The sequence below is a fragment of the Pedobacter sp. UYP1 genome, from assembly GCF_040547305.1.
GTDB lineage: Bacteria > Bacteroidota > Bacteroidia > Sphingobacteriales > Sphingobacteriaceae > Pedobacter.
Map to the genome: position 1 here is coordinate 15293 of NZ_JBEPPL010000008.1, position 24729 is coordinate 40021.

Annotated in this window: 17 protein-coding genes; 12 read left to right on the forward strand and 5 right to left on the reverse strand. The window is 37.5% G+C overall.

What is annotated here, in order from left to right; translation table 11 throughout:
* Positions 1 to 23 precede the first annotated feature (23 nt).
* The 9 genes from ABIB30_RS16290 to ABIB30_RS16330 all read left to right on the forward strand — a co-directional run bounded on the left by ABIB30_RS16290 (position 24) and on the right by ABIB30_RS16330 (position 13738).
* On the forward strand, positions 24 to 3182 hold the full coding sequence (locus ABIB30_RS16290) for a SusC/RagA family TonB-linked outer membrane protein (protein ID WP_354303772.1): 3159 nt from the start codon (positions 24 to 26) through the stop codon (positions 3180 to 3182).
* Positions 3183 to 3192: 10 nt separating this feature from the next.
* Positions 3193 to 4710 carry a RagB/SusD family nutrient uptake outer membrane protein gene (locus ABIB30_RS16295; RefSeq protein ID WP_354303774.1) on the forward strand — a complete coding sequence of 506 codons (1518 nt, stop codon included), beginning with the start codon at positions 3193 to 3195 and terminating at the stop codon, positions 4708 to 4710.
* A gap of 4 nt (positions 4711 to 4714) precedes the next feature.
* Positions 4715 to 6712: an SGNH/GDSL hydrolase family protein gene (locus ABIB30_RS16300; protein WP_354303776.1), complete on the forward strand. Its 1998-nt coding sequence runs from the start codon at positions 4715 to 4717 to the stop codon at positions 6710 to 6712.
* A 3-nt stretch (positions 6713 to 6715) separates the two neighbouring features.
* Positions 6716 to 9139 (forward strand): glycoside hydrolase family 95 protein, encoded by a 2424-nt coding sequence (locus ABIB30_RS16305; protein WP_354303778.1) that lies wholly within the window; start codon positions 6716 to 6718, stop codon positions 9137 to 9139.
* Positions 9140 to 9240: 101 nt separating this feature from the next.
* Positions 9241 to 11448 carry an alpha-galactosidase gene (locus ABIB30_RS16310; RefSeq protein ID WP_354303780.1) on the forward strand — a complete coding sequence of 736 codons (2208 nt, stop codon included), beginning with the start codon at positions 9241 to 9243 and terminating at the stop codon, positions 11446 to 11448.
* A complete protein-coding gene (locus ABIB30_RS16315; protein ID WP_354303782.1) occupies positions 11445 to 11909 on the forward strand; it encodes a GNAT family N-acetyltransferase in 465 nt (154 codons plus the stop codon). Before ABIB30_RS16310 ends, ABIB30_RS16315 begins: the two co-directional genes overlap by 4 nt.
* 167 nt (positions 11910 to 12076) lie before the next feature.
* Positions 12077 to 12661, forward strand: a complete 585-nt coding sequence (locus tag ABIB30_RS16320; RefSeq protein ID WP_354303784.1) for a Crp/Fnr family transcriptional regulator — start codon at positions 12077 to 12079, stop codon at positions 12659 to 12661.
* A 129-nt stretch (positions 12662 to 12790) separates the two neighbouring features.
* On the forward strand, positions 12791 to 13222 hold the full coding sequence (locus ABIB30_RS16325; protein ID WP_354303786.1) for a MauE/DoxX family redox-associated membrane protein: 432 nt from the start codon (positions 12791 to 12793) through the stop codon (positions 13220 to 13222).
* A gap of 186 nt (positions 13223 to 13408) precedes the next feature.
* Positions 13409 to 13738: a hypothetical protein gene (locus tag ABIB30_RS16330; RefSeq protein ID WP_354303788.1), complete on the forward strand. Its 330-nt coding sequence runs from the start codon at positions 13409 to 13411 to the stop codon at positions 13736 to 13738.
* Between the two features lie 56 nt (positions 13739 to 13794).
* Here ABIB30_RS16330 and ABIB30_RS16335 read toward each other — a convergent pair whose 3' ends face one another.
* From ABIB30_RS16335 to ABIB30_RS16345, 3 genes are read right to left on the reverse strand one after another with little or no spacing between them, the layout of a single operon-like run.
* Positions 13795 to 15165, reverse strand: coding sequence for a RagB/SusD family nutrient uptake outer membrane protein (locus ABIB30_RS16335; RefSeq protein WP_354303790.1), 1371 nt, complete (start codon positions 15163 to 15165; stop codon positions 13795 to 13797).
* Positions 15166 to 15172: 7 nt separating this feature from the next.
* Positions 15173 to 18373, reverse strand: a complete 3201-nt coding sequence (locus ABIB30_RS16340) for a SusC/RagA family TonB-linked outer membrane protein (protein ID WP_354303792.1) — start codon at positions 18371 to 18373, stop codon at positions 15173 to 15175.
* Between the two features lie 5 nt (positions 18374 to 18378).
* Positions 18379 to 19674 carry a TlpA family protein disulfide reductase gene (locus ABIB30_RS16345; RefSeq protein ID WP_354303794.1) on the reverse strand — a complete coding sequence of 432 codons (1296 nt, stop codon included), beginning with the start codon at positions 19672 to 19674 and terminating at the stop codon, positions 18379 to 18381.
* Between the two features lie 328 nt (positions 19675 to 20002).
* On the opposite strand from ABIB30_RS16345, the gene ABIB30_RS16350 reads away from it, so the two are divergent.
* Together ABIB30_RS16350 and ABIB30_RS16355 are read left to right on the forward strand one after the other, a co-directional pair.
* Positions 20003 to 20557, forward strand: a complete 555-nt coding sequence (locus tag ABIB30_RS16350) for a helix-turn-helix transcriptional regulator (protein ID WP_354303796.1) — start codon at positions 20003 to 20005, stop codon at positions 20555 to 20557.
* A 531-nt stretch (positions 20558 to 21088) separates the two neighbouring features.
* A complete protein-coding gene (locus ABIB30_RS16355) occupies positions 21089 to 21520 on the forward strand; it encodes a hypothetical protein (protein ID WP_354303798.1) in 432 nt (143 codons plus the stop codon).
* Here the strand turns inward: ABIB30_RS16355 and ABIB30_RS16360 are convergent.
* Together ABIB30_RS16360 and ABIB30_RS16365 are read right to left on the reverse strand one after the other, a co-directional pair.
* On the reverse strand, positions 21476 to 21700 hold the full coding sequence (locus ABIB30_RS16360; protein WP_354303800.1) for a DUF6266 family protein: 225 nt from the start codon (positions 21698 to 21700) through the stop codon (positions 21476 to 21478). The genes ABIB30_RS16355 and ABIB30_RS16360 overlap by 45 nt on opposite strands.
* A 77-nt stretch (positions 21701 to 21777) precedes the next feature.
* Positions 21778 to 22557: a hypothetical protein gene (locus ABIB30_RS16365; protein ID WP_354303802.1), complete on the reverse strand. Its 780-nt coding sequence runs from the start codon at positions 22555 to 22557 to the stop codon at positions 21778 to 21780.
* A gap of 463 nt (positions 22558 to 23020) precedes the next feature.
* Between ABIB30_RS16365 and ABIB30_RS16370 the strand changes: the two genes are divergently transcribed.
* Positions 23021 to 24631, forward strand: coding sequence for a hypothetical protein (locus ABIB30_RS16370; RefSeq protein WP_354303804.1), 1611 nt, complete (start codon positions 23021 to 23023; stop codon positions 24629 to 24631).
* The last annotated feature ends 98 nt before the right edge of the window (positions 24632 to 24729 follow it).

Consider the following 24729-nt stretch of genomic DNA (forward strand, 5'->3'; position numbering starts at 1 on the left):
TTACCTCACCAAAAATATAATGTATGAAAGAGTTTACTGATCAGTCCACCCGGGCTTATGCTTTTTTTCGCGCTGCTTTAAAAATCAATAGCCCTGAAAAGCTTAAAACAGCAGGAAACAAAAAGGCCTCAATTTTAATATTGCTTCTCCTTCAGTTATTCACGTTAAAGTCCTTTGCGCAGGAGATCACTGTACAAGGAAAAATAACTGATGCCACTGGCCCTTTACCGGGAATAGCAGTAAGAGCAGACGGGACTACCCAGGTTACCAGTACCAATGCTCAGGGCAGGTATACAATCAAAGCAGCTGGCAATGGTTCATTAACCTTCACTTCAGTTGGTTATAAATCTCAGACTGTTCCGGTCAATAACAGAACCACGATTGACATTATGCTGGTTTCTGAATCAAAATCACTGGAAGAAGTTGTAGTGGTTGGTTACGGAACTCAGAAAAAAGTAAACCTGACCGGATCAGTAGCTTCTGTTAGTGGTGATGATCTGATTAAAAGACCGGTTGTGAACCCTGCTGCAATGCTCCAGGGGACGATGCCAGGCGTTCAGGTGATCCAAACTAAAGGGGAACCAGGAAATGAGGGAATCTCCATCCGCATCAGAGGAAACGGAACATTTAGTGGTGCGGGGTCTGATCCACTGGTGCTCATTGACGGAGTTCCGGGAAACCTAAGCGATGTGAATCCTAACAATATCGATAATGTATCCGTGCTGAAAGATGCGGCTTCTGCGGCTATGTATGGTTCAAGAGCAGCAAATGGTGTAGTACTGGTGACGACTAAGCAAGGTCAGTCCGGAAAATTATCTATCCAGTATGATGCAAATGTTGGCATTTATAAACCCACTAAATTATTTGACCTGGTTACGAATTCTGCCCAATATATGGATTTGTATAATGAAGCCAGGATCAACTCGGGTTTAACAGATCCTTCTCTTCTTTATCCGCAAGATCAGATTGATTTGTACAGGAACAGTAATGACCGTGTAAAATATCCGAATACAGACTGGCTGAGCCTGATCTTTAAAACAGCGCCTACTCAAACGCATAACCTGACTTTTAACGGAGGTAATGATAAAACCACTTATAATGTTTCTTTAGGTTATGTCAATCAGAATGGGATTATGAGGGGATTTAATTATAAAAAGTACAATGCCCGTATCAATCTGACCTCAAAAATTAATGAACATATAAAATTCGGAACCAATGTGTTATTAAAGTCAGGAACATTAGAGTCTACACCATTCGGATCTGGAGATATGTTTTTGTCGGCGATGTCACAAGCGCCTACTTACGGCCCATATTTAACTGATGGCAGCGGACGCTTAACTTATAAAGCTTATGATTTTGAATACAATAACAAGAATCCTTTTGGTGTTTTAAATAATAATATTACTCACAATACCAATGACTATACGCTGAACGCTCAGGCCTGGGTTGAAGTTCAGTTTAATAAAGATTTCTCGTGGTATACTAAAGGAGCGATCAATGCTACTTTTGATAAGTATAAAGATTTCCGCACCCCTGTACCAGAATATAATTTCCGCACCAATCTACTGGCTACCACACTCGATCTTGGCAGCGGATTAACTGTTCAGGATCAGCAGACAATTTATACAAACTTATACAGTTACCTGAATTACAGTCACAATTTTAATGGCCATAGCCTTAAAGCACAGGCAGGTTATAGTATAGAACAAAACCATTACCAGTACCTTTCAGGTTATCGAAAGGAATTCCCTAACCAGGATTTAAGAGAATTAAACGCTGGAAGCCCTTCGATACAGTCTACCAATGGAACGGGTAATCAATGGGGCTTAATGTCTTATTTCGGACGTCTGAATTACAACTATAAAGAGCGCTATTTAGTAGAAGGAAATGTACGTTATGATGGCAGTTCAAAATTTAATACGGGTAACAGATGGGGCGTTTTCCCTTCTTTCTCTGCAGGATGGAGAGTGACAGAAGAGCCGTTTTTCAAAGCATTGGAACTGGGTTGGGTGGATAACCTGAAGGTGAGAGGTTCATGGGGCAAGCTAGGTAATCAAAATATAGTAGTTAATGGGTATGGGATTAATTATCCTTATCAGGCGCTGTTGCAGCTTACCGGAAATTATTCATTTGATAACAACTCATTAACTACCGGAGTTGCACAGGCTGATTTAAACAATCCTGTCATCCAATGGGAAACAACGACCATGACGGATGCTGGATTAGATTTGACTATTTTCAAAAATTTCAACCTGACTGCAGACTGGTATAAAAAGAGAACTACTGATATTCTAAGGCAATCACAGGTCACTGCATTGGTTGGTTTGGGAGCCCCGGTCATCAATGATGGTATCGTGGAAAATACAGGAATCGAGCTTGGCCTTTCTTATAATAATACCATTAAAAGTGGCTTATTTACGGGTTTAACTTATAGCGCTGGTGTGAACCTCGACCACAATAGCAACAAGCTGGTTAAATTTGGACAGCGTGAGATTGGTGGTTCATCAATTAATCAAAATGGACAACCCTGGAATTCTTTTTATCTCTTGCAGGTAGAGGGAATTTTTCAGTCAGCAGCTGAAGTGCAGAACTCACCGAAACAGTACAATGATAATACTTTAGCAGGCGATCTGAAATATAAAGATGTAAATGGGGACGGCAAAATCGACGACAATGACCGTACTATTATCCCTGGTGTATTTCCAAAATTAAACTACGCTTTTAACCTGTCGGCCAGCTGGAAAGGATTTGATATTTCAGCGATGCTGCAGGGTGTTTATGGGGTTAAATATTTTGTAACTGGATGGGGTACCATACCTTTTGTACAAGGTGCTCCTCCTACTACCGACTGGCTGGATCGATGGACTCCGGAGAATCCTTCGACTACAATGCCAAGGATGTACTGGGGAGGAAATGCGCCACAGAAAATCACCCGTGCTTCTACTTTCTTTTTACAGGACGGTTCTTATTTAAGACTTAAAAATCTGGTTTTTGGCTATACTATCCCAACAAAGATGGTGAAGACTATTGGCCTGGAAAGGTTAAGGGTTTATTTTTCCGGAGACAATTTATTTACCAGCACCAAATTTAAGGGACTTGACCCTGAGCGCGGAGGAAGCGGAGACCTGGTACAATACCCGCAAAATAAGATTTATTCTTTTGGTCTGAATGTTACTTTTTAAGCTGTCTGATATGAAAACGAAAATTTTACTAACCACCATATTTACTGCAATCATTTGTCTGAGTGCCTGCAAAAAAGCATTGGATTTAAATCCACTGGATCAAATTTCTTCAGCAACTTTCTGGAAATCAAAAGAGGATTTTAATAAAGGACTTGCTGCGGTTTACGCTTCCATGCAAAAAGAAGATTTTACAGTGGGCATGGGATTCAGAGATTGTTTGACGGATAACGGATATTGCCAGTTTAATTCTGGTAGTTCCAATGATATTGCTTCCGGAAATCTGAACCCGTCTACTGGTGGTTTTGAAACCAGTATATACAATAATAGCTATGCTGGAATAGCAAGGATCAATATTTTTCTGCAGCAGCTGACCGCTTACACCGGAGCAGATATTACTGCTGATGACCGGAAACAATTTGAGGCAGAAGTCAGGTTTATACGCGGATTTTATTATTATCAATTGTATACTATTTATGGTGACGTACCCTTGGTATTGGAGCCATTAACTTTACAAACACAGAATCAGCCGAAGGTTGGAGCAGATAAAATCCTGACGCAGATCACGACAGATCTTGATTTTAGTATTGCCAATCTAAAAACAGATCCATACTTCCAGAATTATGGACATGCCGTTTCTTCTTCTGCAAAAGCATTAAAGGCACGGGTATTAATGTTTGCCGCTTATGGAAATAACGGAACACCGGACCTGGCTATCATGCAGCAGGTTACAGACCTTTGCAAGCAATTGATGTCACAATATAAGTTGAGTAAGAACTTTGAAGATATCTTTAGGGATGCGACACAAAAAGGTAATTCAGAAATTATTTTTACCGTCAATTTCCTCGCTCCTAACAATACAGCAGCATGGGATCTATATTACGGGGATTGGGATGCAGCTGCTCCTTTGTCTAATTTGGTGAATACTTATGAGTGTACAGATGGTTTGCCTTATGGTACATCTCCTTTGACCAATACTGCCGCTCCTTTCACCAATCGTGATCCAAGATTAACGAAAACTATTTATAAGGATTTTGTAGATTTTGGAAACGGAAAAGTACATCATCCATCTAATCCAAGACCTACAGGTTACGGGGTAATTAAGTTTTTAGAGCCTGGTAATATTCCTTATGGTTTCTCTACATTGAGCCAGCAAGATGCAGTAATCTTACGCTTTGGTGAGGTTTTATTGATGTATGCTGAGGCACAAAATGAATTGGCGGGACCTGATGGAACAGTTTATCAGGCAATGACAGATCTGCGTGCGCGGGTAAATATGCCTCCGTTTCCTGATGGTTTATCAAAAGAACAGATGAGAGAAAGAATCCGTCATGAAAGAAGAGTAGAGTTAGCGTTTGAAGGTCTGCGTCACTATGATCTGATCAGATGGCATATTGCCGGACAGGTATTAAATAATGTGAAAGACGGACTGTTCGCTTATCGTTTTGAAGATAAATTTTATAAATGGCCATTGCCACAAACCGAAATTGATAAAAGTGGTGGTATATTAGTTCAGAACCCAAATTATTAAGCAATTGAGATTAAGTTATAAGTTATTTTTCCTGCTGATTTTATTTAGTAGTCAAGCTATAAGCCAGACTTCACCTCTTCTTGAAAAGGATAAATGGAAGGGTTTCGAACGGACTTATACGACCATCAATAAGCGTTCGGCTTATACCGTGAAACCTGCAAAAGCATTGCCTGGCAATCCATGGGTGTGGCGCTCTTCCTTTCCAGACTGGCATACAGAAATGGATAGTTTGTTACTGACCAGGGGTTTTTATATTGCTTATGTGAATGCAGCTGATGCGTATGGAAGTCCTGCTGATTTACAAATCTGGGATCAATTTTATAGTTATGCAACTGACTCCTTAAAGCTATCTGAAAAGCCAGCGTTAGAAGCGGTAAGCAGGGGTGCGCTATATGCAATAGGCTGGGCAAAACGCAATCCTGATAAAGTGAGTTGCATTTATGCAGAAACTCCGGTATATGATTTTAAAAGTTGGCCCGGTGGAAAAGGAAAGAGCAAGGGGGATGCGGATTCCTGGAAACAGCTGAAAGAAGCTTATCGTTTTACTGAACAACAGGCTATCGTTTTTAAGGATAACCCAATTGACCATCTGGAGGGATTAGCCGCTTTTAAAATACCAGTTTTAAATGTAATCGGTATCAATGATCGGTTGGCTCCAAGAGAAGAGAATCTAGATATCTTTGTACATAGATATACTTATCTGGGTGGCCCGGCATTGGTTTATCCTATCACAGATAGTCCTCAGGAGATGAATGGACACCATATTCCGATTCATGACGCAGCTAAGTACGCAGACTTTATAGTTTCCAATAGTTATCCGGTCAGAAAGGTTTTACCTTATAGTGATTACTTTAAAATCAGAAATGGGTTGAATAATTTCTACCGTATAGTCACTCACACCAAGAAAGCTACTGTTGCATTTTTGGGTGGCTCGATCACTTACAATCCGGGATGGAGACAGAAAGTTTCTGCTTATTTAAAGGAACGTTTTCCTGAAACCCAATTTCATTTTATTGCAGCAGGTATCCCTTCGCTGGGAAGCTTGCCGCATTCTTTCCGCTTTCAGCGGGATGTGCTTGATTCGGGAAAAGTAGATTTGTTATTCGTAGAAGCTGCTGTGAATGACCGTGCAAATGGTACGGATAGTCTAACTCAGGCAAGGGCATTAGAAGGGATAGTCAGACAGGCCAAAAAGAATAATCCTTTGATGGATATTATGCTGATGGAATTTGCAGATCCGGATAAAAACAGAGACTATGGTAAGCAGTTAATACCTGTTGAAATTGCCAATCATGAACGCATTGCAGAGCACTATCATTTACCGTCAATAAATCTGGCCAAAGAGGTACATGATAAGATCAGAAATAAAGAGTTTACATGGGAAGATGATTTTAAAGACCTTCATCCCTCCTATTATGGACAGGAATTATATTTTGCAACAATTAAAAGCCTTTTGAATTTTTGTTTTAAAAGAGATGCTGATTATCGCCTTAATTCCAACCAAAGTCCAAGAATTCATCAAAAAACAGGTAAACCTGACAGTATGGTCACTTCCTTACCAAAGGAACTCGACAAATACAATTTTTCCAATGGCCGTTATGTTGCAATAACCAATGCAAAGCATGATGCAAATTGGAAGATCGATCCAAACTGGGCACCTTCAGATAGTGCAGCTACAAGAGCAGGTTTTGTCAATGTTCCGGTATTAAATACTGATCATCCAGGAGCTAATCTTTCACTACATTTCACAGGAGATGCAATTGGTATCGCTATCATTTCCGGCCCGGATGCAGGAATAATCAACTATGCTATAGATGGGGCGCGGCAAAAACAAACAGACTTGTTTACCCCCTGGAGTAAATCACTGCATTTACCATGGTATTTAGTATTAGGCAGTGGCCTGAAAAAAGGCAACCACGTTTTAAACATATCAATTGATCGAACAAAGAATATTAACAGTCAAGGCAATGCATGCCGGATAGTATATTTCTTAAAGAATTAAATTATGAATAGACTTTATATCAGTTTTATTATCGCTTTACTATCTTATCAGGCCGTAGCTCAGCAAGTTAGTTTAAAATCAAAGCAGACTCCGTTAAAATCAAAGAATGCACTACTTAAAGCTCAGCAAACTCCTTTAAGATTATGGTATACTAAGCCTGCCCAGCAATGGGAAGAAACATTGCCTTTAGGTAATGGCCGTTTAGGGATGATGCCAGATGGAGGTATTCAGACGGAACATATTGTACTTAATGATATCACTTTATGGTCTGGCGCTCCTCAGGATGCCAATAATTATGAAGCTTATAAAAGTTTACCACAAATCAGGAAGCTTCTTTCCGAAGGAAAAAATGATGAAGCGCAAGCCTTGATAGACAAAGATTTTATCTGTAAAGGTGTTGGATCAGGAGGTGAACCATTTGGTAAATATCAAGTATTAGGAGACTTAAGCGTAGACTTTACTTATTCCGGAAACACTTCAAAAACCCCATCATTTGATAACTATCAAAGAGAACTTTCTTTAAATAATGCCATCGCCAATTGTACTTATTCGGTGGCTGGTGTAAATTATAAAAGAGAGTATTTTACCAGCTTTGGCGATGATATCAATATCATTCGGATTACCACTGATCAAGCGCATCAAATCAATTGTACAATTTCAATCAGCAGACCGGAAAGAGCTGTAACAACAGCGCAGGAAAACGAACTTCAATTGTTTGGCACCTTAAATAGTGGCAATGATGCTCCCGGAATGAAATACCTTGCTCAGGTTAAAGCGCAGACAACTGATGGAAAGATCAGTACAACAGGAAACACAATTACTGTAAAAAATGCATCAGAATTGATCATTTATGTTTCCGCAGCTACTGATTTTAAAAATCCAGATTATGCGCAAAAGATAGCAAATGAGCTGAAGCTTGCCATGAAAAAAACTTACGCTTTGCAAAGGGCACAACACATCACCAACTATCAAAAATTATTTAACAGAGTAAGCTTAAATATAGGGGCGCATCAAGGAAATAAAACGACAGACAAATTAGCTATTGGAAATTCAGAACCAACAGATTTGCGATTAGCCAGCTTTCATCAAAATCCTGATGCCGATACTGAACTACCAGTTCTTTTTTATCAATTTGGAAGGTATTTAACGATAAGCAGTACCAGGGTTGGTTTACTACCACCCAATTTACAGGGTTTATGGGCTAACCAGATTCAAACCCCCTGGAACGGAGATTATCACCTGGATGTGAATGTTCAAATGAACCACTGGCCAGTAGAAGTTTCTAATCTTTCAGAACTGAATTTACCACTTGCAGAGCTGGTTAAAGGAATGGTAAAACCGGGAGAAAGAACTGCAAAAGCTTATTATAATGCTGAAGGCTGGGTGGCGCACGTAATCACCAATATCTGGGGATTCACAGAGCCAGGAGAAAGCGCCTCCTGGGGAATAACCAAATCAGGTTCCGGGTGGTTATGTAATAATTTATGGGAACATTATGCTTTTACGGAAGACACGGATTATTTACGCTCCATTTACCCGGTGTTAAAAGGGTCTGCAAAGTTTTATAGCAGTATGTTATTAAAAGATAGCAAGACAGGCTGGTTAGTCACCTCCCCTTCCTCATCCCCGGAAAATGATTTTTACCTGCCCAATGGTAAAAAGGCGAGTATTACTGAAGGGCCAACTATTGATAACCAAATTATCAGAGAGCTTTTCAATAATGTGATTACCGCTTCTAAATTATTAGGGATGGATCAGGCATTTAGTGATTCCCTGACAGCAAAACTGAAAGACTTACCTCCGGCAGGTCAGATCAGCAAAGATGGCAGATTGATGGAATGGTTGCAGGATTACAAAGAAGACGATATACATCATCGCCATATTTCTCATTTGTATGGCTTATATCCAGCTTCATTGATTACTCCGGAAGCTACTCCTGATTTAGCCGAAGCTTGTAAGAAAACACTGGACGTTCGCGGCGATGACGGGCCAAGCTGGTCAATTGCTTATAAGCAACTTTTTTGGGCAAGGCTTCATGATGGTAACCGGGCTTATAAGCTGTTTAAAGAAATCATGAAACCTACCTATAAAACTGACATCAACTATGGTGCGGGAGGCGGAATTTATCCTAATCTATTATCTGCTGGCCCTCCTTTTCAGATCGATGGAAATTTTGGTACCGCAGCCGGGATTGCCGAAATGCTTTTACAAAGCCATGCTGGTTTTATAGAACTTTTACCAGCTCTTCCAGATAGCTGGAAATCATCGGGCAGTATGAAAGGCATGAAAGCCCGCGGAAACTTTACAGTAGATTTTGACTGGAAAGATGGAAAGGTGATCAGTTATCGCATTATTTCTGCAAAACCACGTCAGGTCAAAGTGAAAATTAACGGACAGGTCAAAGAAATCAGGACTACTGGTGTGTAACATTTAGCTCACGCTGAAACCTGATCGTATAAATTTATTGTGAATAAGTAATAACTTATAGGCTGATTAACTAATCGTATTCTAAACAAGATTTTAATTCAATGAACAAACTATTCAAATCCATTTTATCGCAATCCTTTTTTATTTCCTTGTTTACGATCGCATCAGCCAATCAAAGCCGGGCACAAAATGTTATCATCCCTATAGAAACAGCGCATAATGCAATGGTTTTACAGGCCGATGAAAGCAAGAATTTAAAGAACATCTTTTTAGGTAAAAAACTAACTAATGCTCATGAGTATGATTTTATCAAAAGCGTTTATAAGCAGACAGAAGATTATAGTGGTTTACTGAATTCTGCCTATACTCCAGCAGGATCAAAAAACCTGGTAGAACCTGCTATTTCAGTAATTCATACAGATGGCAACCTGTCTTTAGATTTAAGATATGTGAGTCATCAACAAACTAAATTAAATGATAATGTTTCTTTGTTATCGGTGTTACTGAAAGATCCTGTTTACAATTTTGAAGTTACTTTATATTATAAATCTTATTATAAGGAGGATATAATTGAGCAGTGGAGCGTAATTAAACACCATGAGAAAGGGAATGTTACATTACAAAAGTTTGCCTCAGCAAATTTATATCTTAAAGCTAAAAGCTACTGGCTGAAGCAGTTTCATGGGGATTGGGCTAAAGAAATGCAGCCGGAAGAATCGCAGTTGACGCATGGTATAAAAACATTGGATACGAAGTTAGGAACACGTGCAAACTTGTTTATGCCTTCAGTATTTATGATATCATTAGATAAGCCAGCGGGCGAAGATGAGGGAAATGTATTGTACGGTGCGTTGGAATGGAGCGGGAATTTCAAAATTGACTTTGAAGTAGACTTTCAGGATAATTTGAGAATTATTGCTGGCATCAACAATTATGCATCTGCTTATCAATTAAAGCCGGATGAAGAGTTTGCGACTCCTGCATTTTTATATACTTTTTCTGACCAGGGAAAAGGTGAAGCGAGCAGAAAATTACAAAGCTGGGCAAGGAACTATAAGCTGCTTGATGGCAAAGGAAACAGACTGACTTTGCTAAACAATTGGGAGGCTACCTATTTTGATTTCAATGAGCAGAAGTTGAGCGGTTTATTAAAGCAGACCAAAAATCTTGGAGTAGATTTATTCTTATTGGATGATGGTTGGTTTGGAAATAATCATCCTAGAAATGATGACCATGCTGGCTTAGGTGACTGGCAGGAAAACCGTAAGAAATTACCGAATGGTATCAGTTCATTAGTTAAAGATGCGAGTGCAAATGGTGTAAAATTCGGTATTTGGATTGAGCCTGAAATGGTAAATCCTAAAAGTGATTTATATACTAAACATCCGGACTGGGTAGTCAAACAACCAGGCAGAGAAGAACACTATTTCAGAAATCAGCTGGTGCTGGATCTGAGCAATCCTAAAGTGCAGGATTTCGTTTACACTATTGTCGATTCTTTGTTTATTAAAGCACCTGAACTGGCTTATATTAAATGGGATTGTAATGCGGTTATTTACAACGCTTATTCTGCTCATCTGAAAAATAACCAGTCACAGTTTTATGTGGAGTATGTGCGTGGATTGTATAAAGTACTGGAAAGGATCAGGGCTAAGTATCCGGTTGTGCCCATGATGTTATGTTCTGGTGGCGGTGGCCGGGTAGATTACGGTGCGTTGAAGTATTTCACAGAATTCTGGCCTAGTGATAATACTGATCCATTAGAGCGCATATTTATACAGTGGGATTATTCTTACTTTTACCCTGCTATTGCAAGCTCGAACCATGTTACAGATTGGGGCAAACAGCCGATTAAATTCAGGACTGATGTAGCAATGATGGGGAAACTCGGATTTGATATTGTAGTGAGTGAGTTGAAGGAAAATGATTTAAAATTTTGTCAGGATGCGGTGAAAGGTTATGATGGATTAAAGCAGGTTATCTGGCAGGGCGATCAGTATCGCCTGGTTAATCCGCATGAGCAGAATATGGCTTCTCTAATGTATGTGGATGCTGCGAAATCAACAGCAGTTATGTTTAATTACCTGGTTAATTATAGATATGGTGAAAGTAGTAAAGTACCGATCAGATTAAAAGGACTTGATGCGAAAAAGAAGTATAAACTGGAAGAGATTAACCTCTATCCGGGTACACAATCTACGTTAAAAAAAGACGTTGTATTTTCGGGCGATTTCCTAATGAATATCGGGTTTAATCCAGAAGTTAATACGAGCAGAACAAGTGTAATTTTAAAAATAAAAGAGGTATGAGCACAGAATTAACATTCAGATTAGCCACGGAAAAGGATCTTCCGGATATTTTAGAAATGTTAGCTGATGATACGCTCGGAGCTGAAAGAGAAAACAATGTGCTTTCGGATAAGTATATGGAAGCATTTGAAAAGATCTGTAATGATCCAAATCAGGAACTCACTATAGCCGAAATGAATGGCGATAAAGTTGCCACTTTTCAGCTTACCTTTCTTCAGTATTTAACTTATGAAGGTGGACTAAGAGCACAGATTGAAGCGGTAAGGACGAGTTCGGAATATCGTGGTCAGGGTATCGGGACAAAGGTATTTGAATATGCAATTCAAAGAGCAAAAGAAAAAGGTTGCCATATGGTACAGCTAACTTCAGACAAAAGAAGACCTGATGCAATCCGGTTTTATGAGAAAATAGGATTTATAAGCAGTCATGAAGGAATGAAATTAAAATTAAAACGAAAGTAATCACTCCATAAAAAATTAACAAAATAAACTTACTAACACAAATATTAAACTTAACAATAAATTAGTTATATTGTAGATAACTACTTGAAGCACTCATCTCCCCTCCTCTTAAGTAGCCGGATCTAAACTTAACGATTAGTCCAATCACCTGTACTAAAGTAAAGATAATGGCCATAAGCTCTCACGTATTCCAGCAGTTGATTCAGGTTTTAGAAAAAATAATGCCAATTTCTCCTGTGGTAAAAATGATGCTGATGGATATTTTGTTTGAAGAGTTTTATACAAAAGGAACCCGCATTCTTTACCAGAGAGAAATACAGAGCCAATTGTGGTTTATCATTAATGGTTCGGCAAGGGAATTCAAAGAAGATAAAAATGCGGGTGTTCAGGAACAAACCTTATGGTTTTCATTTAATGGAGACTTACTTTATACTATTCCAGGATTTTTTAGTCAGACCGCTGCGCCAGGCTCTATTGAACTCTTAGAAGACAGTCATTTAATCTACCTGGATATTGATGATTATCAGAAAATGGAAAAAGAAACAAACCTCCTGTTTAGTAAAATCAGAGATCATTATGAAGCATCAAAACAAGAATATCAGACCAATAAACTTCATCTAAGTGGCAAAGATAAATATCTACAATTGTTCACTACGCATCCTTCCTTATTTAACAATGCCAAAATGAAGGATATCGCATACTTTTTAGGTATAAGCGCAAATTCCTTATCAAGATTAAGAAAAAACAAATGATTAATTCAACTCACCAAATGACAATTACGAATGTAACAGTTGGTGCATACGAATCCACCAAAAAGCAACTGTAATAGCATTCAATCCTTCCGACATTTAATTTAAGTTTCCAAAAGGAAATCAGTCAGGATGAGAAAAGAAATCATATTGCAAGGAATTGCGACTGCAATTGCCCTGTTATTCTGCTATGCGGCATTGAGTAAGCTGACCGAATTTACTCAGAGCAAATCAGAAATGCTGAACCAGGTATTTCCTGAATCTATTGCACTGATCCTGGTATGGGTAATACCTGTTCTGGAGATATTTATCGTAGCGATATTACTCTATAAGCCATTAAGGTTAACAGGATTTTACGCTTCTCTTATTTTGCTCGCCTTATTTACTATTTATATCGCAATTACGATGACAGGAATATTCGGCAGAATCCCTTGCAGTTGTGGTGGCATACTCAAACACATGAGTTACAGTGTACACCTCATTTTTAATACCTTTTTCCTTTTACTGGCTCTAACGGGCATCCTACTGAAAAGAACAATGATCAATAATAGCCATGTTTCTTAACTAACCGAATGTTTAACAGTAGAAAAGAAAGGAGAGCCGCCAAAATTTGAAGAAATATCAGGAACAGCGAACAAGCTCAGCTGTAATACGATGAATTAATATTTAGCCCGAAAGAATGGAGCTTCCAGGTTTCTGAACGGTAATAAAGACAGCGCATTATAAATGATCTGTCGCAATACTTATATTATGAATAAATTCTTTAAGAATGTAAATACATTCGGATTAACGGTAGTAGTGATAGCAGGTGGGTTAATATTTACACAGAGTGCTTTTAAAAGTGTAAATCCGAATCGGTTTGATACCTCCTATTTTTTTATTGGAAGTGACAATAGTAAAATGCGGACTTTAGGGGCTTGGAAGCTCAAGTTAGACACAGATAATTATACCTGCGGGGGTGTAGAACAAACACCATGTGAAATTAAAGTTTCAGCTGGACAAACTCTGGCCAATTATTTAGAAACACATACTAACAACCAGATTATCAACGATTCACTTTCTAAAAGAGAAGATAAGTAATTGTTAATCAGAAAGCCAGGGATAACCGTTCAAAAGGCTATCCCTGGCTTTAATTATTACCTCTTGTTCTGCTCCATCCCTGATAAACTAATTACATCTTCCGGAATTGGTAGTGCATATCTCAGATCGTTTGGCAAAAGCTCATAAATCTTATTATTTAAAGATCTGCTTAAAGCAATATTAGCACCTTCCTTATTTAACCGTTTAATATCCATCCATCTCAGCCCTCTCATTATCAACTCCTTTCTTCTTTCTTTCAAAATAATACTTAATGCCTCAGCAGAACTAGCGGCAGTACAAGGAACATAAATCTTTGCATTATTCCAGCGCTTAATTAATAATCCGTTCATTACTCCCATACTTTTCATCACCTCTCCCTTTCTAGCCAAACATTCCGCTTTAATCAAGAATATTTCATTGGTCGCTAATCCGCTAAAAGGAGTACTTCCACTATAACCACCCCTAAAACGGTAAGTATTATCAGGATTCTTTTTGAAGAAAATCTGCTTTCTAAGATCTGCCACATTATAGTTATCCAAACTATTTGGCAACACAATGGGCATCGTACCAGAAATAATAGGCAGTGTTCTCATCCCTTTATAATATATAACCTCAGTATTGTTATCAAAATTAAAAGGATAAGTTCCTGTAAAAGAAAGTGTGTTAAAATCTAATATATCTTTTTTTAGAGATAGACATGAGTCAGCATATTCAAAGGCATTTTCGTAATCACGCATTGACAAATAGGTTCTTGCCAGTAAGCCATAGGCGGCTGGTTTTGAAGCCCTGAATTTAGACAGAGGAATCATAGGCAGCAATACAACAGAAGCCTTCAGATCCTGAATAATCAACTCATACGTTTGCCGTATATTTGCTCTTTCGGAACTTTCACTAAAAACTGTATTTGTCTTTAAAGGCATTCCTAAATCGACTCCGGCTGTTGACTCATCATAAGCAAGCCCCCAAATAATTACTCCTTCCAAATAGCTGTTTGCCCTGCAATAAAGCGCCTGTCCTTTTATATTATCCCATTCAACAGCATTAGTTACTTCCCTGGGAATTTTATCTGTCCCCTGCAAAACAGTATTGTAACTATATATTGCGCTGTAAACATTTCGCCAGTCATTAAAACCACTTTCAAACAGATTATCCTTTTCCCAGATGTACATTCTCCGTTCTTGCAGAGATGCTAATCCATTCCATTTCGCATCAGTCAGATAATAATCATCAGAACTTATTTCACCACTTATAGGCGAAGAGAAATTTGTTACTGACGGATCATCGAGCAAGGCCTGAAAATCATTCAAAGTTGTAGGAACAGCTAATTTCTTATTGGTTTTTTCATCCAGAAATTTTTTACAGCCTAAAAAACAAATTAAACAGCTGATCGATAGAACAGCTGATATATTTTTATATAATCGATTCATAGTCTATTTAATTTAAGTTAGCTCTGATACCCAATGAAAAATTCCTTGAAGGTTTGAGCATATTTTGACCTTGATAATCAGGATCAATACGATCCTTGTTAGCCGTCCAGATCAGACCAAGGTTTGCCCCATTGATATAAACTGACATACTTTTAAAAGGTAGAAATCTGACTTTTTCACGATCAAGCTCATAGGATAAGTTCACATACTGTAATCTGATATGATCACCTCTTTCTACCAATACCTCAGAACCTGCATAAAAATTATCTCTGGAACTATTATTTGGATAAATCATCGAGGGAACATCGGTTCGCAACTCATCACCTTGTCGCTGCCATCTAAGTGCATAATCAGAATGCCCATTATTATTACCAAATAAATTAGTATAATCAACAGAAGGTTTTCTAAAATAATAACCTAATTTATAAGTAAGCCTTACAGTTAAACTCAACCCTTTATAAGTAAAAGTATTACCGAGAGATCCGTAAAAAACTGGTAAAGCAGAACCATGATAAACCAAGTCTTCTAACTTTGCGGTTGATCCCGTTAGTAAGCTATAGTCATCACTTACCACCCCATTTACATAACCTCTTGGATTACCATTTAAAGGATCAAGTCCCGCCGATTTATAGGAATATATAGCAAAAACTGGTTTACCAGTAACACCTGAAATTACCGGGTTTGCATTCACAAACTGGTTTACATTTTGTTCAGCTAAATAATATTGTGTGACTTTATCTTTATAGAAACTCGCATTCCAATTACTTGTCCAGCTAAAACCACCCCTTTTTAGATTAATACTATTCAATTCTACATCAACACCATATCCCTTTGTGCTGGCTGCATTCTTTACGATAGACGAACCAACCCCACCCGTATAATCAAGCAGCGCTTCACCAAATAGATTGGAACCACGCTTATTAAAATACTCCAGACTTCCACTGATGCGATTGCCACTCAATCTAAAATCCAGACCCAGATTCAACATTGCAGATTTTTCCCAGGTTAAATCAGGATTACTGAAATTACTAAATCTCGCATACGGGGACGGGCTATACACAGAATTACCTCTATAAACGATTGTGGTGACTGCACTCATTGCCGGATCAACATTTCCGCTTACTCCATAGGTAGTCCTTATTCTTAAATAAGGAATTGAGTTCAAATTATAAAACCCCTCTTTACTTAGTTCCCATGAGCCGCCCGCAGACCATAAAGGGTTCCATCTGGCATTTGTTCTCAAACCAAAAAGATTAGAAGCATCACTCCTCACGCTCATCGAGACTGTATATTTCCCATCATAAGCGTAGGAAGCATTTGTATAAGCAGAGACAAAACGATTCACGTTTTCTTCCAGATTTCTTTGATCAGTGATATAACTTAAATCACCTCCTATAAGCTCTGGAAATGGAGTCAAATAGTCTACATTTCCGTAATTCAGCAACTGATCATCATAACCATAAGTCCTGCTCTGATCTGAAGTTGTTCTCGAATTTCTGAGTTCACCACCAGCTATAGCACTTACCTGATGATTACCCCATTGCCCGTTATAATTTAATTGCCCTCTTAAATTATGGGTTTGTAAAAAATTATCAGACAAGTCCAGTATGCCACCTTTTGGAACTTTATAGCTGACCAGATTGTCAGCACCAATTTGAGTATAAGTATTGACTAGATTTCTGGCAAAATAACTATTGATGTTGCTCAAATTTCCACCCTTAGTTTGCTGCTGTTCATATTGATATTTTACATCAGCAGACCATCCATTTATTAATCGGTAATTTACACCAGCATTGAGTACTATATCGTTTGTAGACACTGTATTTACCACGTTTTTATAATCCTCCAACGGATAATACTTCCAATCCAATAGCCTTCCACTACCTAAGGTATCAAGGTAGCCTACCCGCCTATTTTTCATGATTGATAACGGATTTCCCTGCTCATCGGCAAAACGCGCATAAGGGTACAGGTCTGACCCAGACCTGATTTCCCCATACGCTGGCCTACCAGAACTACTTTTACTTTGAGTATAAAAAATCCCAGCAGCTAATTCTAAGTTTCTAACTGGTCTAAGTGTATTTTGAAACCGCAAATTAACCCTGCTATACTTTTCATCCAGCGTTGAAGAATTATCATCATATCCTGTAGCTATATTCCAGGTATGGTTTGTTGAGCCGCCTTTTAGTGTCAGCGCATACTGCTGATTCAAACCTTGCTTGTAAATGTATTTGCTATATTGATTCCTGGTATCAATTAACCTTAAATTAGCTTTTGCCAAATTATAAGCTTCCTCCGATAATTGTCCTTTATCTTTTTTTATTAACAATTCAATTAATGGTGTAATCCCAGGTTTGCTGGCAGAATTGATTTGATCCTCATATTTCCCTTTACTGTATAAAAATTCCTCCATACCAATAAAATCAGCAGAAGAAATTTGCTTAATGTAGTTCAAATCTGGTTTGCTGATTATCGTACTATTCAAATTAAAATCAATAGTTAAAGGCTGATTAAATTTCCCTGTTTTGGTAGTAATTACAATTACACCATTACCAGCCCTCGCTCCCCATATGGAAGTAGCAGCAGCATCCTTTAAGACTGTAATATTTTCAACATCATTTGGATTGAGATTATCCAGGTTTCCTTCATATGGAAAGTTGTCCAATACAATTAGAGCTTCCTTTGGCCCTCTGATAGTACTCAATCCTCTTACCACAAGCCCGCCATTTCCATCCATTGTGCTGCGATCTGCAAATACTCCGTTTGCCACAGCTTCTAATCTTGATAAAACAGTTGTCCCAACTTGCTGATTAAATGTTTTCTGGCCAATATAACTAAATGAACCAGTTGCTCTTTCTTTAGGCAATTTCTGATAACCAGATGAAACGACATTGATTTCTTCTAAAACCTCTTCCCGGGGGATAAGTTTCACAAGCAGTGGTTTATTAGAAATAGACATAACAGCTATTTTCTTACTTCTATAACCTATATGTGAGATTTCCAGCGTATCCGTCTCAGCACTTAGTAACAGACTAAAGAAACCATTATCATCAGTATATACAGTTGCCTTTTTATTCAGTATTTTGATAGTTACACCAGCTAAAGGTTTTACATCAGTGCCGGAAATTACTGTTCCGGTAACTCTGTTCTGCGCATCAACATTCAGGGAACTAACAATAAATATTGCAATTATGATTAAGTACCTCATCTTCTTTAATTTTTATCCCTCAATACGAACATATCTAGCTCTCTTGTCTGCTCTTTTAATTCCAGATCATATTTTTCTAATTCTTTTTGTAAATCTGTTAGATTCGTACTTTTAGAAATCTGAATATCTACAGGTGAACTATAATTTGTTTCATCAATTAAAGGAATTTTTATAAAAGGAAGATCACTAAAACGAAGCATCATAATTGTTAATGGGTGATTGACCAATTTGGGGTTAGGGTCGTCAAAGCTTAACTCCTGGGCAATACCGCCATTAGTTTTTATTTTATCAATCTTACTTGTGCGCCTTAAAACAAGGCATTTAACTTTGGCCTTTTCTATACTTCCACAGTAGTCAGAGTACCTGTTCAGCTCATCAAAAATATTTTGATATATGGTTGTACTGTCCAAATAAGCTGCGTCACAATCATAAGTATAAAAGCAAGGTGCCCTTGTACCCAGTCCTTTTTTGTAAGTAATTAAAGACGGATCTTTCACCAAATTCAAACTCCTTGCATCACTGTTCATTACTCCTCTCTGTCTAAATAAATCTGTAGCTACTATCTCATATATAGTAAACAAGGGCATATTTGTAATACTCAAACCAGTCTGTTTACCGGCCTTGTTAAACCTTTTATTTACTCCCGTACCAAGGCCATCGTATTTACCTTGGAAAAATACAGAACTATGTTTCAGTTCATTATTTTTCAAAAGTTCATTGGTAATAAAAAGTGGTTTGGAAATATCCTGATCTATCTTTAACCGCATATTTGTAATGTTATCATTGTTTAAAAACTGATCTATGTTTTCTACGGTGAGTTCATCACCAGTAGTGGCAGCGGCTACTTTTCCACTTTGATCCAGCCACACATAGTGTGGGATACAGATATGAGGAAACAATTCATGTAATATTTTATCGTCTGTAATTACCGGAATAACCGAAGGTTGATCCTTATGGAATTTCTCCAAAAAAGGTAATACTACTGCCTTTGACTGATCAGTGACTTTAATAAACTGAACCTCTTCTCCATATTTCTTTTGCAGTTTTTCTATTTTCGGGAAATTAACCAGACAGGATGTACACCAGGTTGCCCAGAAATCAAGAATAATCAGTTTAGCCTTAAAATCAGAAAGATTAGTTTTTGTAGTCTTATAATTATAAATATTAGTCAATGTTACATCAGGAACTCTGTCCCCTATTTTAACAGGTTTATAAGTTGGTTTCGTTACCTGAGTCTGGGCCGTTACACTTAAAAAAAGGCAAAGCGTGGCCATGGCGATTATTGAGATCGTTTTTTTCATGTTTGTTGGTTAGTTATCATTAAAAATTAATGATCAATCCCGATTTTTTTCAGAATGGATTGATTATTACTCAAAAAGGATTTAGGTTATGGTTTTAGGTTTTTGTGCATGCAGGATGCATCACGACTTTTGTCGGAAGGAAGGATAAATAATCTTAAAGTATAGGAATAAGCCTCTATTTAATAAGCATATGATAAAGAAATCATCATACAATATTTCTCTGTTCGAGATATCTATTAAATCATAGTGTAAAGGTATAATTCTGAATCCATAATAACAACTATTTCATTAATAATGAGGACAGATTTATATCTCTTTTTGATTTATTATGGAAGAAAATGAATATCAGAGGGCTGAACTAATTGGAAATCAGCTTACTTCTTTACTAGATCAAACGGGCATCAATGTTACGGGATTGGCAATTGCAACTGATATATCTGTTAACCATCTTCGCACAATAAAAAATGGAAAAGCCTCTATCTCAAGCAAAACTGCTGGAAAGATAGCAGATTTTTTCGGAGTAGAAATTGATGTGATCTTCTCAGCGAAACTTTTTAAACTCAAAAAATGGGAAACCATAGAGACCATCAAAAACTTCTACAAAGAGAATGTCAACAATCCACAATTCTTTGTCTCCAGACAAGGAGAAGAAAGCATAGCTTATTTCATAAAAAAGGAATTAATTCCAAAAATGTTCTTTGCTGAACAGAGAGAAGTTAATTATGTCAGAAAATATATAAAAAAAGAATATAAACGAGATTTCAGCAGCAAAGAAATCTCAAGACAACTAAACAGGTTAACTGATTCAGGAGTCCTTTCTAAAGAAGACAAAACAGGTAATAAGAGTATATACTTATATAAGATTAAACAGTTAGAAGACTAATTACAGAGACCGCAGGTGAGTATATATCTAAAAATAGCTAATTCATTTAAACATGGAACGAGTAAAGTAAACTCTTTTCAGGAACGGACAAAGCGAGTAGATTGATTATTCCATCTTGTGGGGATTACTTTTTCAATGCCAAAAAACCGATCCTTTTATGAGAAATTTAAAGGTTAAATTTAATTAGCCCGAATAGAGATAATATAAGCCTTGATAAAGCCGTCTTTTTAATCAATGTTTATTATCTCGTGTTTTTTGGCTCTTTTATTCCATTGTTGGATTAACTTCTTACTGAAAACCAATCATTAAACTGTTATTGAACGTTATCTGAATATCGATAAGGATTTACTGTTCCTGATTACTATCCAGCTGGAGCTGATCAGATCCGGAAAAACCTGAATAGAAATATTAGGAAAAAAAATCTTATTAAACGAATATTAATTAGTATCTATACAATAAAATTGCTCCATAGATCCTCCTAAGAATAACCTAAACCCGCCGACAACTTTAATTTTGCAATTCCAAACCTATATGAATAAATTGAGATTAATTGTTTTATTGCTACTGATTACCTTTACCGTGAAAGCTCAGCCCCGGCCTTCCGATAAAGGTATTGTTATGTTAACAGACTTTTATACTGCCTATATATCTGCTGCAGCTGACCATGAAAGTGACCTGAATGTATCTGAAGCAAAAATGGACGCGCTTAAACACCGTTACTGTACAACAGCTTGTCAAAAGAGAATTAAAGTACTCATTGACGAAACTGATGCTGACCCAATTATACAGGCACAGGATTGTGATAAGACAATATTAAACACAATCATCGTTAAAAAAGATAACCAAAAGCCTAATCGTTATGTAGTTACTTACATTGATAAGTCAAACCATAATAAAAAAACCACCATTTATTTGACTTTAAAAATTGAAAAAAATATGCTTAAAATCGGATACATTGAATAGATCAAATAGAGTTGTGCTTAAGCCAAATTTAGTACGTTGATCAATTTCTGATCTGACTGGCGGATTAATGTTTTTTTTTTGCAAACTTTTCATTACATCCAACGTAAGCCACCTGGCACCGATTACTGTCCCTACTTTTCCTGAGAATCCACCAAGGATTCCTATTGTGAGCTTTCCCATTTTTTTAATTTTAAATAATGAATTAACTTATTAACTCAAGTCAATAGCATGCCGGCGGCTTAATAGCTGCTGCAAAATTAATCGAAGTTCAAACCTGGCATTTCCATCCATGAATGATTATCCTGATTCGTAAAAGTGCCGGGACTTAAGATTGCATCACAAATGACAGCGGGATTAAAAGATTTACTATTTAACAGGGTAATACCATTATAGAAACTCAAAAAAAGTACAGCGATACTTAGACAACCGGCTGGAATTTTAAAAGAAAAATCAATCCGATTTATTAATTCTTCGTTTTTTTTAAGGGTAATGCTATGTTTTTCCGGATTAAGAATTCTTTTACCGTCTTTCAGCCGGATTAATCCGACTACGAATGTTAGTTTGCATTGAGTTGCATACTTTGGAAAACGCAATTTTGGCGCGTTATCTGACTCATAATAAACAATTTTCATAATTCCCTGATTGAGTTTAATTTTGGGTTTTAAATTCAATATCTTTTTTACCGGAGAAATAACGTTAAATTCAAAACCGGCTAAATTACTAAAGCTGTTTCGCTTAAAAAGATATCCTGTTTTTGTGGGATTCTCACATGCTGTAAGGGCTGTAGTCAACGCACTGGTGAATCGAAAAACATAACTTTGCTCATTCCTTTCACCTAACGTGTTATGAAATATGCCTCTAACGTGTTTTCCAAGCATACTACTTTTACGAAAATTCTCTGATGCCTTTTTGGTTTCCACTGATTGTTTCATTGTACCTGGCACAGGCCTTTTTGAAACAACCTGTACCCCATTTACCACTTTAAAAATGAAATCGCCCAGGATTCCCTTTAAAAATTTACCATCGAAAATTGCCATAAATATCTACTTTTTTATTAATGTAAAGCATTTTTGCTAAAGAGTATCATCATGAGCAGGCAATGTCCATAATTGTCCGCGGCTGTCTGCAATTGTCCGTAGTTGTCCATGCCATATTCGGAAGAAAATTATAAAGTTCATAAATCTTCACCTGGTTATGGTTCTGTAGTCTCTGAGTAGTGGTCGGTATAACACCAAGCTGCAAACAGCCTTTAAGCGTAGGAACTCTAAGTCATTTCAACTAGTTGTTTTGACATAGACTTGCCATGCTCTCGCGTTACTTCAACACTGCTCTTACCCTAACGAGTACTCAGGCAGTACTCAGGCAGTACCCGGCCGATATACGAGTAGGCTACTTCCCGAATAAACTATTATGCAGGATAGTACAGGACGTAGTTTCAGTAAGATTAGCAGATATTTACTACTTATGAAACACAAGATCTGTATTAACTTCATTATTATAATGACAGCCATTTTCTGTAGTTCATTATGCATAGGACAAACTAAAAACTCTAAAGGCAATCCCGAGCCAAAAATAGTTAACATCGTAAATTTTATTCGTGATATTGAACCGCGTGAGGCCAATGTAACAAAAGATGTACTCTACCAAACAGTGGTGAAGCAGATAGAATTGATGAAAACGAATCATCTTGGTGGTACCTTTTTATTACAATACGATGCTTTAATTGATCTCCGTTACCAGGCATTATTGAAAGCTTTACCTAAAAATAAATTTGAGATTGGCGCCTGGTGGGAACTTCCACAACAATTGATAGAAAAAGCTGGTATAAAGTGGCGTGGCAAATACACTTGGGACTGGCATTCAGATATCGGGTTTTCTGTAGGATATAACCCAGAAGAACGTAAAAAAATAATTGACACCTATTTTACAGATTTTAAAAAGATCTTTGGATACTATCCTAAGTCTGTCGCATCATGGGTTATAGATGGCTATTCTCTTACCTATATGTATGATAAATATAAGATTGTCGCCTCTGCAAATTGTAAAGATCAGGTAGGGACCGACGGGTTTACCCTTTGGGGTGGATACTGGAATCAGGCTTACTATCCAAGTAGGATAAATGCTTACATGCCTGCTCAAAATGTAAAAAACCAACTTCCTGTTCCAGTATTCCGAATGTTAGGAAGTGATCCCATACGTCAATATGCTGACGGCAGGTCTGTTACAACACTTGAGCCTGTTTATATGCATGCTGGTGGTAATGAGCAGTGGATCAAATGGTTTTTGAAAAGCTTTTCAGACGATCCATCGCTTGGATTTAATTATACGCAGGCAGGTCAGGAAAATTCTTTCACATGGGACGGCATGCAGAAAGGGTTAGCAATACAATTTCCGATCATTGCACAGCTCAAAGAACAGGGCAAAGTGAGGGTAGAAACTATGTCTGAATCTGGAAGTTGGTTTAAAAAGAAATATAAGGTCACTCCTGCAACCTCTTTTACTGTTACTAAAGATCTGGGCGACAGTGACGCACAAACTATTTGGTATAACAGCCGCTTTTACCGTGCTAATTTTCTTTGGGAAAAAGGGAATATGCTTATTCGTGACATTCATCTATTCAATGAATCCATACCAGATAAGTATATGAAGTCCGTTACGACAATAAATCAGAGCTTTTTTTATACATTACCAGTAGTGGATGGTTTCAATTGGGGAAGTAAAGATAAGACAGCAGGTTTACAGCTGATGGTCAACATCAATGGCCTGGATAAGGCAGTTCATGGAGGCAAGGCCATATTTCGCAACCCAGATCTTCACACTGCGCAAGTGCTATGGCCTTCTGATTTAGGAACTTTTCAGATTGAACTGAAAGAAAAAACGCTAAAAATAACCTGTAATAACAATTTAAATAGTGACTGGTTTTTGGATTTAAATATAGCGCAGTCTGCTCATACTCCTATAAAAAGTATAACTAATGAAAGCGTTATTTATGAGTTTGATGGGCACACCTACAAGTTAAGTGCATCAAAAGGCATTTTCGAGAAACCCACCAAGGGGGCTAAATATCGCTTAAGGCCTAAAGGCCAGACTATCTTACTGTCAATGCGCTAAGCACAATAAGAAATAATTGAAAAATCTGTTACTAGTATTTATGTTTTTTATTACCTGTGGTAGGAAAGCACAGGAGAGAAAAAGAAATAAAATCACCA